This window comes from Mucilaginibacter antarcticus (assembly GCF_042686155.1).
Classification (GTDB): domain Bacteria; phylum Bacteroidota; class Bacteroidia; order Sphingobacteriales; family Sphingobacteriaceae; genus Mucilaginibacter; species Mucilaginibacter antarcticus.
This window is the reverse complement of sequence record NZ_JBHUON010000021.1, coordinates 36,939-50,375: the sequence shown is the minus strand read 5'-3', so window position 1 is coordinate 50,375 and position 13,437 is coordinate 36,939. Positions and strand designations below refer to the sequence as shown.

Annotated in this window: 10 protein-coding genes; 9 read left to right on the top strand and 1 reads right to left on the bottom strand. The window is 44.1% G+C overall.

Going from position 1 to position 13,437, the window contains the following annotated elements; all coding sequences use genetic code 11:
- Positions 1–2: 2 nt before the first annotated feature.
- The 4 genes from ACFSYC_RS15600 to ACFSYC_RS15585 all read left to right on the top strand — a co-directional run bounded on the left by ACFSYC_RS15600 (position 3) and on the right by ACFSYC_RS15585 (position 3,789).
- Positions 3–719 carry a phosphoadenylyl-sulfate reductase gene (locus ACFSYC_RS15600; RefSeq protein ID WP_377129484.1) on the top strand — a complete coding sequence of 239 codons (717 nt, stop codon included), beginning with the start codon at positions 3–5 and terminating at the stop codon, positions 717–719.
- A 76-nt stretch (positions 720–795) separates the two neighbouring features.
- Entirely contained in the window at positions 796–1,704 is a 909-nt protein-coding gene (cysD, locus tag ACFSYC_RS15595) for a sulfate adenylyltransferase subunit CysD (RefSeq protein ID WP_377129482.1), read from the top strand.
- Between the two features lie 63 nt (positions 1,705–1,767).
- A complete protein-coding gene (locus ACFSYC_RS15590) occupies positions 1,768–3,018 on the top strand; it encodes a sulfate adenylyltransferase subunit 1 (RefSeq protein WP_377129480.1) in 1,251 nt (416 codons plus the stop codon).
- 162 nt (positions 3,019–3,180) lie between these two features.
- Positions 3,181–3,789, top strand: a complete 609-nt coding sequence (locus ACFSYC_RS15585; RefSeq protein ID WP_377129478.1) for a dihydrofolate reductase family protein — start codon at positions 3,181–3,183, stop codon at positions 3,787–3,789.
- An 86-nt stretch (positions 3,790–3,875) separates the two neighbouring features.
- Here the strand turns inward: ACFSYC_RS15585 and ACFSYC_RS15580 are convergent, their stop codons facing one another.
- A complete protein-coding gene (locus tag ACFSYC_RS15580) occupies positions 3,876–6,497 on the bottom strand; it encodes a TonB-dependent receptor (RefSeq protein ID WP_377129476.1) in 2,622 nt (873 codons plus the stop codon).
- Between the two features lie 450 nt (positions 6,498–6,947).
- Between ACFSYC_RS15580 and proB the strand changes: the two genes are divergently transcribed.
- The 5 genes from proB (at position 6,948) to ACFSYC_RS15555 (ending at position 13,420) form a co-directional block, all read left to right on the top strand.
- Positions 6,948–8,027: a glutamate 5-kinase gene (gene proB, locus ACFSYC_RS15575; RefSeq protein ID WP_377129474.1), complete on the top strand. Its 1,080-nt coding sequence runs from the start codon at positions 6,948–6,950 to the stop codon at positions 8,025–8,027.
- Positions 8,028–8,031: 4 nt separating this feature from the next.
- Positions 8,032–9,276: a glutamate-5-semialdehyde dehydrogenase gene (locus ACFSYC_RS15570; RefSeq protein WP_377129472.1), complete on the top strand. Its 1,245-nt coding sequence runs from the start codon at positions 8,032–8,034 to the stop codon at positions 9,274–9,276.
- A 70-nt stretch (positions 9,277–9,346) separates the two neighbouring features.
- Positions 9,347–10,435 carry a tRNA 2-thiouridine(34) synthase MnmA gene (gene mnmA / locus ACFSYC_RS15565; protein ID WP_377129470.1) on the top strand — a complete coding sequence of 363 codons (1,089 nt, stop codon included), beginning with the start codon at positions 9,347–9,349 and terminating at the stop codon, positions 10,433–10,435.
- A gap of 164 nt (positions 10,436–10,599) precedes the next feature.
- Complete coding sequence (gene topA, locus ACFSYC_RS15560; protein ID WP_377129468.1) at positions 10,600–12,942, top strand: type I DNA topoisomerase; 2,343 nt, start codon at positions 10,600–10,602, stop codon at positions 12,940–12,942.
- A gap of 73 nt (positions 12,943–13,015) precedes the next feature.
- On the top strand, positions 13,016–13,420 hold the full coding sequence (locus ACFSYC_RS15555) for a hypothetical protein (RefSeq protein ID WP_377129466.1): 405 nt from the start codon (positions 13,016–13,018) through the stop codon (positions 13,418–13,420).
- Positions 13,421–13,437: the final 17 nt, after the last annotated feature.

The window sequence follows — 13,437 nt, the reverse complement described above, 5'->3', positions numbered from 1 at the left end:
TAATGAATTCATCAGAAGAAAATATAACTCAGTTAACTACAGGGCTTGAACCTGTAGAAGCTTTAAAGAAGTTAGCCGAAATATTTCCGGGCGAGATCGTTTTTTCCACCAGCTTTGGCTGGGAAGATCAGGTAATTTCCCACATGATATTTGCTAACAACATCCCTATTAAAGTTTTTACGTTAGAGACCGGACGTATATTCCCCGAGACCTATTACGTTTGGAACCGTACCATGGAGATGTACAGCAAAACCATTTATGCCTACTACCCTCAGCATGAGCCTTTAGAGAAAATGCTGAACGAAAAAGGCCCAAGCAGCTTTTACGAGTCGGTTGATAACCGTAAGGAGTGTTGTGGCATCCGCAAGCTTGAGCCATTAAACCGTGCTTTAGCAGGCAACCAGATATGGATTACCGGTATCCGTGCAGAACAATCTGTAAATCGCCAGGATATGCATAACGTAGAATGGGACGAAGGCCATAATCTAACTAAGTTCCACCCTATTTTTAGCTGGAGTTTAGAGGACGTAAAAGCTTACATTAAACAACATAATGTACCCTACAACACCCTGCATGACCGTGGTTTCCCCAGCATTGGGTGCCAGCCATGTACCAGGGCGATACGCGAAGGTGAAGACTTTAGAGCGGGCCGCTGGTGGTGGGAAGACCAATCAAAAAAAGAGTGCGGCTTGCATGAGCTAATAATTGATAACAAATAATTAAGGAATTATTGCTTGTTTTGCAATCGCTAATAAATAGCTATTCTACCACGCAATAATACCGTTTCACACAAACATGAGTAAACACAACCAACTGGACTACTTAGACGAGCTTGAAGCAGAAGCCATACACATTCTGCGTGAGGTAGCCGGCCAGTTTGAGCGCCCCGCGCTTTTATTTTCGGGAGGAAAAGATTCGATCACCCTGGTGCGTTTAGCCGAGAAGGCTTTCCGTCCGGGTAAATTTCCTTTCCCGCTGGTACACATTGATACCGGCCACAATTTTCAGGAAACCATTCAATACCGTGACGATATGGTTAAACGCCTTGGCGAGAAACTCATCGTGGGTAACGTCCAGGATTCTATCGACCAGGGTAAGGTAGTTGAGCAGAAAGGTAAAAACGCCAGCCGCAATTCCCTGCAAACCGTCACTTTGTTAGACACCATTGCCGAGCATAAGTTTGACGCCTGCATTGGCGGTGCCCGTCGTGATGAGGAGAAAGCCCGGGCCAAAGAACGTATTTTTTCAGTACGCGACGAGTTTGGGCAATGGGACCCAAAACGCCAGCGCCCCGAGCTTTGGAACATTTATAACGGCAAGATTCACAAAGGCGAGAACGTACGCGTTTTCCCTATCAGTAACTGGACCGAGCTTGACGTTTGGAACTACATCCGCAGAGAACAAATAGAACTGCCAAGTATATACTTTGCGCATGAGCGCGATACCATTATACGTAATGGTCAGCTGATGGCCGCCTCCCCTGTTTTGAACATGGATCAAGAGGATGTCATTACCCGCCGTACCGTACGTTTTCGTACCGTGGGCGATATGACCTGTACCGCGGCGGTAGCGTCTGAGGCGTTTTTGATTGATGACATCATCGACGAGATCAGCCAGTCAAAGATCAGCGAGCGCGGCGCCCGTATGGACGACAAGGTATCAGAGGCTGCAATGGAAGATAGAAAAAAAGGTGGTTACTTCTAAATTTCGATGATTGACTAAGGACCTAAGTCCGAAAACTCAAACCCGAAATCCGAAATTATAATTATGGATATTTTAAAATTTTTAACCGCAGGTAGTGTTGACGATGGCAAAAGTACGCTTATCGGCCGCTTGTTATATGATAGCGACTCTATCCTGCTTGATCAATTAGAGGCACTGCAGGCATCAAATCGTAAAAACGATGACGGTACTATTGACCTTGCTATTTTAACCGACGGCCTTAAAGCCGAGCGCGAGCAAGGTATTACTATCGATGTTGCTTACAAATACTTTCAGACAGAGAAACGCAAGTTCATTATAGCCGACACCCCGGGGCATATTCAATATACCCGTAACATGGTTACCGGCGCGTCTAACGCTAATCTGGCTATTATTTTGGTTGATGCGCGTAAAGGTGTTATTGAGCAAACCATACGTCACTCCTTCCTGGTATCGTTATTAGGTATACAGCAAGTGGTATTGGCCATTAACAAAATGGACATGGTTGACTATGGTGAAGAGGTATACAACAAAATTGTAACCGACTACAAAGCTTTAGCCCAAAAGGTAGGTTTAAAAAATGTACACTACATACCGGTAAGCGCGCTTAAAGGCGATAACATTGTAAATAACTCAACCAATATGCCATGGTATACCGGCGAAAGCTTACTGCATTTCCTGGAAACTGTTGACGTGGACATTGACGACAGCACTGAGCATGCCCGTTTCCCCGTACAGTGGGTAGTACGACCGCAGACGGACGAGCTTCACGACTATCGTGGCTATGCTGGTCGTGTTTCAAGCGGATCGTTCAAGGTTAATGATAAAGTAACGGTATTACCGTCGGGCTTTACATCAACTATCAGCAAGATAGAGATGTTTGATAAAGAGCCCGAAATAGCTTCAGCTGGTATGTCAATCACTATGCATTTAGCGGATGAGATCGACATTAGCCGTGGAGATATATTGGTGAACAGCAACTTTCAACCGCAGGTATCGCAGCTAATAGAGGCCGACCTATGCTGGATGGACACCCGCACGTTGGACACAACACACACCTACTTTATTCAACATAACAGCAAGGTAACGCGTTGTAAGATTCAGGAAATGCTTTACAAGGTGAACATCAATACCCTTGAACAAGAGCAAGCCGAAGACTTTAAATTAAACGACATAGGCCGTATCATTATAAAGACCGCTGATCCGCTGGCGTTTGACCATTACCAGGAAAACAAAGCTAACGGCGGCGCCATCATCATTGACAGCCGCACTAACGTAACTGTTGGCGCTGTGATGTTAAGAAATGCAGCTGATTAGGTAGCCTCTAAAATCTTATTGAAGGCGAATCGAGGATAACTTGGTTCGCCTTCTTTGTTTTACTATCCAAGCACGTCCCAATCCACCCCTACAATGTCCTAATCACACCTCACCAGTGGCGATTGTACCAGCTACCTTTACATCAACATAAACAATCAGACTATGAGAAAGATCATCGTATCAGAATTTTTAAGTATGGATGGTGTTATGCAGGGGCCCGGCGGTCCGCAGGAAGATACTACAGGCAATTTTGCATACGGCGGTTGGATAGCCCCGCTCGGCGACGAGCAGATGAATCAGCAATTGGGCAAAATAATGGCACCGCCATACGACCTTTTACTGGGGCATTTCACATTTAATATCTGGGCATCATATTGGCCTAACCAGCAGGGCACCATTGCCGAACAGTTTAATAAGGTTACCAAATACGTAGTTTCCGGCTCGCAGGTTGAACTATCCTGGGAGAACTCGGTTTTAATAACCGGCGACATAATTACCGAAATAAAAAATCTAAAGGCACAGAATGGGGTGGATCTGCTAATCATGGGCAGTGGTAAGCTGGTGCAAGCTTTGCTTGCAGCCAACCTGGTAGACAAACTGCATACCTTTACCTACCCAATAATATTGGGCGGCGGCAAGCGCCTTTTTGAAGCCGGCAGCCAAGCCTACGAGTGGCAGCTGACAGACTCGCTGATATCTGCTACAGGTATTATTATGGCTACCTATCAGCCCAAAGGCGATGTGCGAACCGGACAGGTTAGCGAGGATTAAAGAGAACATTTAATTTTATATCCAAAAAAAAGCGGGTCAGCAATTAAGCTGAACCCGCCTCCTATTTAAACCTAAAGAAGATTTTTCTACAAAGAGTATCGTAAGGTTATGCCATAGGTGCGTTGGTCGCCCAATACACCTGCGTAATGGCCCGCGTTACCACCCGCAGGTAGCAATTGCTCAAAATAGTTTTGGTTAAGCAAGTTGCGGCTCCAGAGGTAGGCGCCGAAACCATGTACTGCTTTAAAACCTAAACGTGCATTAAGCAAACCGTAGCCGGCAATGTTCAAATAAGCCGATGGTGACGCGCTTGAAGAAAACGACGAGCGGAATGAACCATCAGCAGCTACAAAGAATTTTGATGTAGGATTGTTAACAAACTTGGCGTCAATAGCATACTCGCCACCTAATGACCCCGCCCATTTCGATATACCCGGCAATAGGCTGCCTGATACGTCTTTAAATGCGGGTGTTAAACCTGTTTCCTCTAACGGAAGTGGCGCATTGGTAAACTTCACATATTTAGCATCGGTATAAGCACCGGCAGCGTAAAACGAGAAGTGCTGATCAAGTCTGTAGCTTGCGTCTAACTCTAAACCTTTAACGTTTACTTCATCAGCGTTAGCTATGTAACCACGGTTCACTGTTAAGTCCGGAGATTGCACGTTGGTTTGGAAGTTATCGATATCAGAGTTATGATAAGTAAGGTTAAAAGTAAGGTTGGTTAGCGGCGTGCTTTTAAAACCAATTTCATAATGCCGGGTTTTTTCGGGCTTAATAACCGCGTAATCTAAAATCGTTTTACCAGCCTCTGGCGATGGCAAACCTGCTACGTTAACACCTACGGGCTTGTAGCTGGTTGAGTAAGTTGCAAAACCGTTAAATTTTGAGCTTGGTCTGTAAGCCGCAGTTAAAGAGAAAGTAAAGTTTTTTTCGTCAACATTAGTCGTATAGGCCTGGCTGCTGTATACGCCATTTTTAATTTTCTGTAGTTCGGTTTTTACCGCAGCGCTGTAAGCGCTGTTGGCAACATCTAAACCACCACGGGCAGCACGGTCATAAAACACGTCTTTTTTATCGTAGTTGATACGAGCGCCCGGTATAAAGTGTAAACCTTTTACTAACTCATAATCAACGCTGGCAAATGCCGCGGCACTTTTTGATTTGATAGACGCGTTAGTATAAATTCCGTAACCTTCTAACAAACCTGGTGTTGCCCATAACTGGTCATTGGTGGTGCCGGGGGTATTAGGGTTATTACCTGTTGAATTTTTTGAAAACCTCGCTTGTGCAGCGCCAGATTCTTCTGTACCGGTAATGGTAACTTCCTGATCCAGGTAGAATAAACCTGCAACACCACTTAATTTATCTGTAAAAGTACCAGCGTAACGTAGCTCTTGCGACCAGTTTTTGTGTTTAGCCGGGTTCTGCGATTTTTGCAATACCGGTAAACCAGTAAAGTCACGGTCGTTTGATGGATCCCAGTTCCAGTATCTGTAAGCTGTAGTTGAAGTTAAAGTACCCGGGCCTAATTTGATATCAGCGTTTAACGACACGCCACCTAGTTGATTACCTGATCTCCAGGGCGTATCATGATCTATTTTACGATCAAAGGCGTTTAAGCTTGGTAGCGCATAACCTAAGTCAGCAATGATAGCGTTAAACTGGCGGTAAGCCGCACGTTTAGTAGGCGCTACACCTGCAACAACCTGTGCATAGCCATCAGGTTTCTGATTAGAGTAATCCCCGGCTAAAGTAATAGCGACGTCTTCAATTGGCTTGTATAACAACTGACCACGTACGCCAATGTTGTTAACGTCATTGGTAGCACGGCCAGTTCTAACGTTTTCAATCAAACCATCGCGCTGTGTACCAGAGAAGGATAAGCGCGCCGCTAATTTACTGGTTAAAGGGCCTGTTATAGAAGCTTTAGCCTGAATGTAGCCAAAATTACCAAAGCTGCTCTCAAAAGCTAAACCCGGCGTAAAGGTTGGCTTACGGGTGGTTATGTTAATGGCACCTGCCGCAGTATTTTTACCAAATAATGTTCCTTGCGGGCCACGTAAAACCTCAAGGCTCTCAATGTCTACAAAGTCTAAAGTTGCGGCCGCGGGGCGGGCGTAATAGACACCGTCAACGTAAAAACCTACACCGGGATCTAAACCATCGTTAGTTAAACCAAATGGTGACCCAATACCACGGATATTAATACCCGTGTTACGTGGGTTTGAGGTGTATAGCTGTAAAGACGGAATAAGCTCTTTAACACGGTTAACATTAAAAGCGCCGGTTTGATCAACCTGCGAACCGCCCACTACAGAGATAGCGATGGGTACATCCTGCAAAACCTCTTTACGGCGACGGGATGTTACCACGATCTCGCCTAACAAGGCGTCGTCAACCAATTCTAGCTCTAAAGGAGTATCTTGAAATTTTAGCACCTGGAAATCCTGAGGTTTAAAACCTACCGAGCTGACACGTAAGTAAAACGGTGGTTGCTGATCTGTTTTAAGGGTAAACTCGCCATTTTCGTTAGCGCTTGCTCCGATGTTGGTGCCGCGAATTACAATGCTGGCTTGTGGCACCGGGGCGCCTTTTGAGTTTTTAATTATACCTGTAAGGGCGCTTTGCTGGGCATATGCTATTGCCGACGATAATGATAAAAAGGTTAAGAGTAAAAATTTTATCGAGTAAGAATTGGATTTCATTTGTTGTTTGTATGTTAATTTGAAATTGAATGGCTAACTACTTGCATTTAGTGTTAATTTATTGCGACTAGCAGCAGCAGCAACGTTGGTGATCCATGTGTTTAAGATTAAGTGAAGTTGGTTGTGTTTTTGATAAATACATAAAGTCTATAGAGATAGTAGACAAAAGTATTAAAAATTATTAATTCGCAAATTATTTTTCAAAAAAATCTTTTAATGAAAGATTTGGCTAATCCACTGTGGCAATCTATCTTATAGAAAAGTAAGGTTTTTTTAAAAAAATGGCGCCTACATAGCCCTCTTTACCCGGTTTAACTACAAAAAACACGGATGTGATTTAAAAATGACGAGTTGACATCTTCGCTTAGCTACTTATTTGACTTTTTAGTTATAAAATGATTAAAAACGGATAAAAAACACAATATTTGTTGCATATATCCTTAGAAAAACATGTCGTTTAACTACAAACGGATCGTCATAAAAATTGGGTCAAATGTTTTAACACAGAGCAATGGCCTCCCCGATCAACAGCGTCTCAGCCAGTTGGTGGAGCAAATCTCGGCCATTAAAAAGCAGGGGATCGAGGTTATTTTGGTGTCATCCGGGGCGGTCGCGGCGGGCCGAAGTATAATCACAGTTTCCGACAAGTATGATGCTATAGCTGCAAGGCAGTTGCTGGCATCAATCGGGCAAATAAAGCTTATAAACAACTACGCACAACTATTTGAAAAGCAAGATGTCATATGCTCGCAGGTATTAGTTACTACCGAAGATTTTAAGGGCAGGCAACACTATCTTAACATGAAGAACTGCCTGGAGATACTACTGCAACACCAGGTAATCCCCATAGTAAACGAAAATGACGTAGTTTCAGTTACCGAACTGATGTTCACAGATAATGACGAGCTGGCAGGACTGATAGCATCTATGCTTAACGCACAGGCATTGATCATTTTAACTAATGTAGATGGTATTTATGACGGTGATCCAAACGACGCAGGCTCATCTATCATCACAGAAGTAGCCGAGTCGGGTATTAACTTCGCTTCATTTGTAAGCACCGGCAAATCTCAGTTTGGCCGCGGCGGAATGATCACCAAATCAACCATGGCCCAAAAAACAGCTAAATTGGGTATAGCGGTGCACATTGCCAACGGTACTAAGGATAATATCCTGATTGATGTATTGGCTAATGTTGCAAAACATACACGTTTTATACCCAAGCGTACGGCATCCGAGAAAAAAAAGTGGATAGCACATTCAGAGAATGCTGCTACCGGTGTAGTACAGGTAAATTCGGGAGCTAAAGCAGCGCTCACATCAAGCAAGGCCACAAGCCTGTTACCTGTTGGCATTACAACTATAATAACCGACTTTAAAAAGGGCGAGATCGTTAAACTAATTGACGATAAAAACAAAACAATTGCTCTGGGTATAGCCGAATATGGCTCAGACAAGGCGCGCGAAAGCATCGGGCAAAAAAATCAAAAGCCACTGGTGCATTACGATTATCTTTACCTACTAAGCTAATAATATGAGCTATACTCAATATTTTGAGGCTGCGCAAGCGGCCGGTCGTTCGTTAAGTTTATTTGCCGATACGATAAATAATGTATTGAGGGACCTGGCTAAGGAAGCCATCGCTCAAACAGATTACCTCTTGACGGAGAACCAGAAAGATCTGGATAGAATGGACCCGGAAAACCCCAATTATGATAGGTTAAAATTAACTGCCGACCGGATAGAAGGTATCGCTGATGACATTGTTAACATCTCCCGACTTGAGAATCCGTTAGGTCATGTACTATCTGATAAGACAATGCCTAATGGGCTGAAAATTTCAAAGATCAGTGTACCGCTAGGTGTAGTGGGTGTTATTTACGAAGCAAGGCCCAATGTTACCTTTGATGTATTTGCCCTTTGCTTTAAAACCGGGAATGTCTGTATTTTAAAAGGTGGCAGCGACGCGGCTTTTTCTAATCAGGCTATCATAAACGTCATCCATAAAATACTGACTAAATATAATATCGATACAAACACTGCTGTCTTACTACCTAAAGAACGAGAAGCCGCAGAAGCGCTGATGCAAGCAGTTGGTTATGTAGACGTGATTATTCCGCGTGGTAGCCAGGGATTAATTGACAGCGTGCGCAGAAACAGTAAAGTACCCGTAATAGAGACCGGTGCGGGTATCGTGCACACCTATTTTGATGAGTTTGGAGATCTAAAAACTGGTGCCGATGTTATTCTAAACGCCAAAACGCGAAGAGTAAGTGTATGTAATGCATTGGATTGCGCCATTATTCATTCGTCGCGACTAAATGATCTGCCAAAATTAATGCAACCGCTAGGGGATGCAGGAGTTACCGTCTTTGCAGATGAATTTGCCCATGAAGCACTACTTGGCCACTACCCTGCCAATAGGTTACAACAGGCAGGTAACGAACACTTTGGCACAGAATTTTTGTCGATGAAAATGGCTATAAAAACGGTGGACAACTTACAACAAGCACTTGACCATATAGCAAAGTACAGTTCAAAACATAGCGAAGCCATCATTACAGAGAAAGCAGACCACGCTGAAACTTTTCTGAACCGGGTTGATGCTGCTGCGGTATACGTAAATGCGTCAACGGCATTTACAGACGGTGCACAATTTGGCCTGGGTGCCGAAATTGGTATCAGCACCCAGAAACTGCATGCTCGCGGCCCAATGGGTTTGCAGGAACTAACCAGCTATAAATGGATTGTGAGGGGTAACGGCCAAACCCGCCAGTAATTATATTTACCCTTAACTGACTAACGCCATTTAGCATAGTTAGGCGTAAAGCTGTATCTTTGCGCCCAATATGAGTAAGCACGGTAGGATTTTGGTCGCCATGAGCGGCGGGGTTGATAGCTCGGTAGCGGCAGTTATGCTGCATGAACAGGGTTACGAGGTTATCGGCCTTACCATGAAAACGTGGGACTACGCTTCTGCCGGCGGCAGCTCAAAAGAAACAGGCTGCTGCAGTTTGGATAGCATCAATGATGCACGCTCCCTAGCTGTGGGTTATGGTTTCCCGCACTACATATTAGATATACGTAATGAGTTTGGCGATTTTGTAATTGACAATTTTGTTGACGAATATCTTGCTGGCCGCACCCCTAACCCTTGTGTGTTATGTAATACACACATTAAATGGGAAGCCTTATTAAAACGTGCTGATAAACTGGATTGCGAGTTAATTGCTACCGGACACTACGCGAACATCCGCTTGCAAGACAACGGCCGTCATGTGATATCAAAAGGTAAAGACGAAAATAAAGATCAATCATACGTACTTTGGGGTGTATCGCAAGAGAACCTCGCGCGTACCAAATTCCCTTTAGGCAGTTTTTCCAAGCCCGAGATAAGACAAATGGCTTTAGACATGGGGCAGATTGAACTGGCTGGTAAAAGCGAAAGCTACGAGATATGCTTTGTACCCGACAACGACTACAGAGCTTTTTTAAGGCACAAAGTAGAGGACCTGGAAGCACGTGTTGCAGGCGGCAACTTTATACTTGCAGACGGCACTATAGTAGGTAAACACGAAGGATATCCATTTTACACCATAGGGCAACGCCGTGGCTTAGGTATTGCGTTGGGTAAACCAATGTTTGTAACACGTATTGATCCTACCACCAATACGGTTGTTTTGGGTACTGAGGATGAACTACAAAAGAAACAAGCCTGGGTTAAAAACCTTAACCTCATTAAATACGAAAGTATCATTGAGCCGCTAAACGCCATCACCAAAATAAGGTATAAAGACGCGGGCTCTGAAAGTACTATTGTACAAATGGGTGACCACATGAAGGTTGATTTTGCGCACATGGCATCGGGCGTAGCGCCGGGGCAGTCTGCCGTTTTCTACGAGGGAAATGACTTGCTGGGCGGCGGCTTCTTGATGTAGTCTAACGTTCGAAAGTTAAAATGATGAACGGGCTGAAACCTGCTCTTTCGACTTTTAAAATTTAAAACTACAGGCTTCAAACCCTACACCTTTACAACCCTTTCAAAAAAACAAGTTTGCGTTTCGCTTACTTTATCCTTTATTTGCAAAAAATACTCTAATAAATGGCTAAAAATTTACTGATAGTAGAATCACCTGCGAAAGCTAAAACCATTGAGGGATACCTTGGAAAAGACTTTATGGTGAAGTCGAGTTACGGCCATATCCGCGATCTGGTGAAATCTGAAGATGCTATTGATGTAGCCAACAACTTTAAACAAACCTATGAAGTACCTGCCGATAAGAAGCAGATAGTAAGCGAGTTAAAGAAATTAGCAAAAGAAGCCGAAACAGTATGGCTAGCGTCCGATGAGGACCGCGAGGGAGAAGCTATATCATGGCACTTATTTGATACTTTAAATTTAAAGGAAGCCAATACCAAACGCATTGTTTTTCATGAAATAACTAAACCGGCTATTTTAGCTGCAATTGAAAATCCGCGTAAAATAGATTATAACCTTGTAAATGCCCAACAAGCCCGCCGTGTTTTAGACCGCTTAGTAGGTTTTGAACTTTCGCCGGTATTATGGAAAAAAGTTAAGCCGTCGTTGTCTGCCGGTCGTGTGCAATCTGTTGCTGTGCGTATTGTAGTCGAGCGTGAGCGCGAGATCAATAAATTTCAGTCAGAAGCTGCGTTTAAAATTGTAGCCATATTTGGTAAAGGCAAACAAGCCTTTAAAGCCGAGCTTGCCGAACGATATAGCCAACAGGAAGATGCCGAGAAGTTTTTGACAGACTGTATCGGAGCTGATTTCAATGTCAAGTCGTTAGAAACAAAACCGGCTAAACGTTCGCCCGCAGCACCGTTTACAACCTCTACCCTACAGCAGGAAGCCAGTCGAAAACTGGGTTACTCTGTATCGCGCACCATGCAGGTAGCCCAAAAATTGTACGAGGGCGGGCATATCACCTACATGCGTACCGACTCGGTTAACTTATCTGAAACCGCATTAGCTGCGGCTACTGCAGAGATCATATCCGCCTACGGCGATAAATATCACCAATACAGAAAATATAAAACCAAAAGTGCAGGCGCGCAAGAGGCTCACGAAGCTATACGCCCTACTTATTTCAGTAATCATAAAATTGAAGGCGACAGCAGCGAAACACGCCTTTACGAGCTGATCTGGAAACGTGCTATCGCGTCGCAAATGAGCGAGGCACAGTTTGAAAAAACTATCGCAAAGATCAGCATATCAACCCGTAAAGACGATTTGACCGCCAATGGCGAGGTAATGAAGTTTGACGGTTTCCTGAAGGTTTACCTTGAATCAAACGATGAAGAGGATGACTTGCAGCAAGATGGCGACAACACCATGCTGCCACCATTAACTAATGGACAGGCGCTTGAGTTGCAGGAAATGACTGCCACAGAACGCTTCTCTCGCCCACCGGCACGCTATACAGAGGCAAGTTTGGTTAAAAAACTGGAAGAATTGGGTATCGGCCGACCGTCAACCTATGCTCCTACCATATCAACCATACAAAACCGTGGCTACGCGATAAAAGAGGAGCGCGAAGGCAAGCAACGTAAATTTAGGGTACTCACGCTTAAAGGCGATGGCATTTTAAAGGACGAACGCATTGAAAATACCGGTGCTGAGCGTGGTAAGTTATTCCCTACGGATATTGGTGCTGTGGTAAATGACTTTTTGGTACAACATTTTCAAGGCATTGTCGATTTTAACTTTACCGCCAAGGTTGAGAAACAATTTGATGAGATAGCACAAGGGTTAGAAGAGTGGACTACTATGCTCCACAACTTCTACACGCCTTTCCATGCAGACGTACAAAGCACTATTGAGACGGCAGATAAAGCTACCGGTATACGCGAATTGGGCGCACACCCTGAAAGCGGCGAAAAACTGTCTGTACGCATTGGCCGTTACGGACCGTTTGTACAGATAGGCGAAAACGCCAGCGACGATAATAAAGATTACAAACCGCAATATGCCAGCCTGCGCACGGGCCAAAGTATCGAGACAATATCCCTGGAAGAAGCGCTTGAACTTTTCAAACTACCTAAAGTGGTTGGCGAGTTTGAAGGTAAGGTAATGAAAGTTGCTATTGGCCGTTTCGGCCCTTACATCAGCCATAACAGCGCTTTTGTATCGTTGCCGAAAGAGATTGATCCGCTTGACGTTACCGAAGAGCAGGCAGTTGAGTTGATATTAGCAAAACGCCAAAAAGATGCTGAAAAGCTGATAAAAGCGTTTGATGAGGACCCAACCATGAAAGTACTAAACGGACGTTGGGGGCCTTATATTGAATTTGGTAAACAAAACGTTAAAATCCCTAAAGATATAACAGATCCGCTTACGCTTACGTTTGAACAGTGTAAAACACTGGCCGCAGCAGATGCTAAAGCGCCCAAAAAAGGCGGTAAGAAATTTGCCAAGAAAAAGTAAGTGAGGCGTTGATGGGTGAGTGGTTTCATATGATCAATTACTCACCCAATCAGTGATAACTCAATAACCAACCATGATTAAAGATCTTCCGGAAAATAACGTAACAGATATTGCAGTTGCTGTAGCCTTAGAGGGCGAAACAGCCGAGCGCAAGATCTGGCATGTATATCTTATCAATCAAAAAAAAGAAAATATCGAGAACGTACTGATCACGTCAAAAGGTTATGGCGAAAAGGATGGTGAGCAGGTTAAGACATCTACCCTGCGCCATATGTTTACCGAAGTTGCCGCTGGCACATTTAAACAGATAGAAATGATAGACGAGCAAACCTTTGGACTTAACAACGAGTACTGGGTAAGCTATTACATTGGCAAACAGATCTACGACAAGAAATTCATCTTCCTGCCCGAAAGCATTATTGATGCCAATTTTATTAAGTTACCTGTGGTAAATAAACCCGGGGTAATGATTGGATAGTTAATCCTCCATTGTCA

Coding starts and splice junctions, on each gene's coding strand:
- ACFSYC_RS15585 (WP_377129478.1), top strand. CDS start 3,181: ATGAGAAAGATCATCGTATCAGAATTTTTAAGTATGGATGGTGTTATG.
- ACFSYC_RS15580 (WP_377129476.1), bottom strand. CDS start 6,497: ATGAAATCCAATTCTTACTCGATAAAATTTTTACTCTTAACCTTTTTA.
- mnmA (WP_377129470.1), top strand. CDS start 9,347: ATGAGTAAGCACGGTAGGATTTTGGTCGCCATGAGCGGCGGGGTTGAT.
- cysD (WP_377129482.1), top strand. CDS start 796: ATGAGTAAACACAACCAACTGGACTACTTAGACGAGCTTGAAGCAGAA.
- ACFSYC_RS15555 (WP_377129466.1), top strand. CDS start 13,016: ATGATTAAAGATCTTCCGGAAAATAACGTAACAGATATTGCAGTTGCT.
- ACFSYC_RS15590 (WP_377129480.1), top strand. CDS start 1,768: ATGGATATTTTAAAATTTTTAACCGCAGGTAGTGTTGACGATGGCAAA.
- topA (WP_377129468.1), top strand. CDS start 10,600: ATGGCTAAAAATTTACTGATAGTAGAATCACCTGCGAAAGCTAAAACC.
- proB (WP_377129474.1), top strand. CDS start 6,948: ATGTCGTTTAACTACAAACGGATCGTCATAAAAATTGGGTCAAATGTT.
- ACFSYC_RS15600 (WP_377129484.1), top strand. CDS start 3: ATGAATTCATCAGAAGAAAATATAACTCAGTTAACTACAGGGCTTGAA.
- ACFSYC_RS15570 (WP_377129472.1), top strand. CDS start 8,032: ATGAGCTATACTCAATATTTTGAGGCTGCGCAAGCGGCCGGTCGTTCG.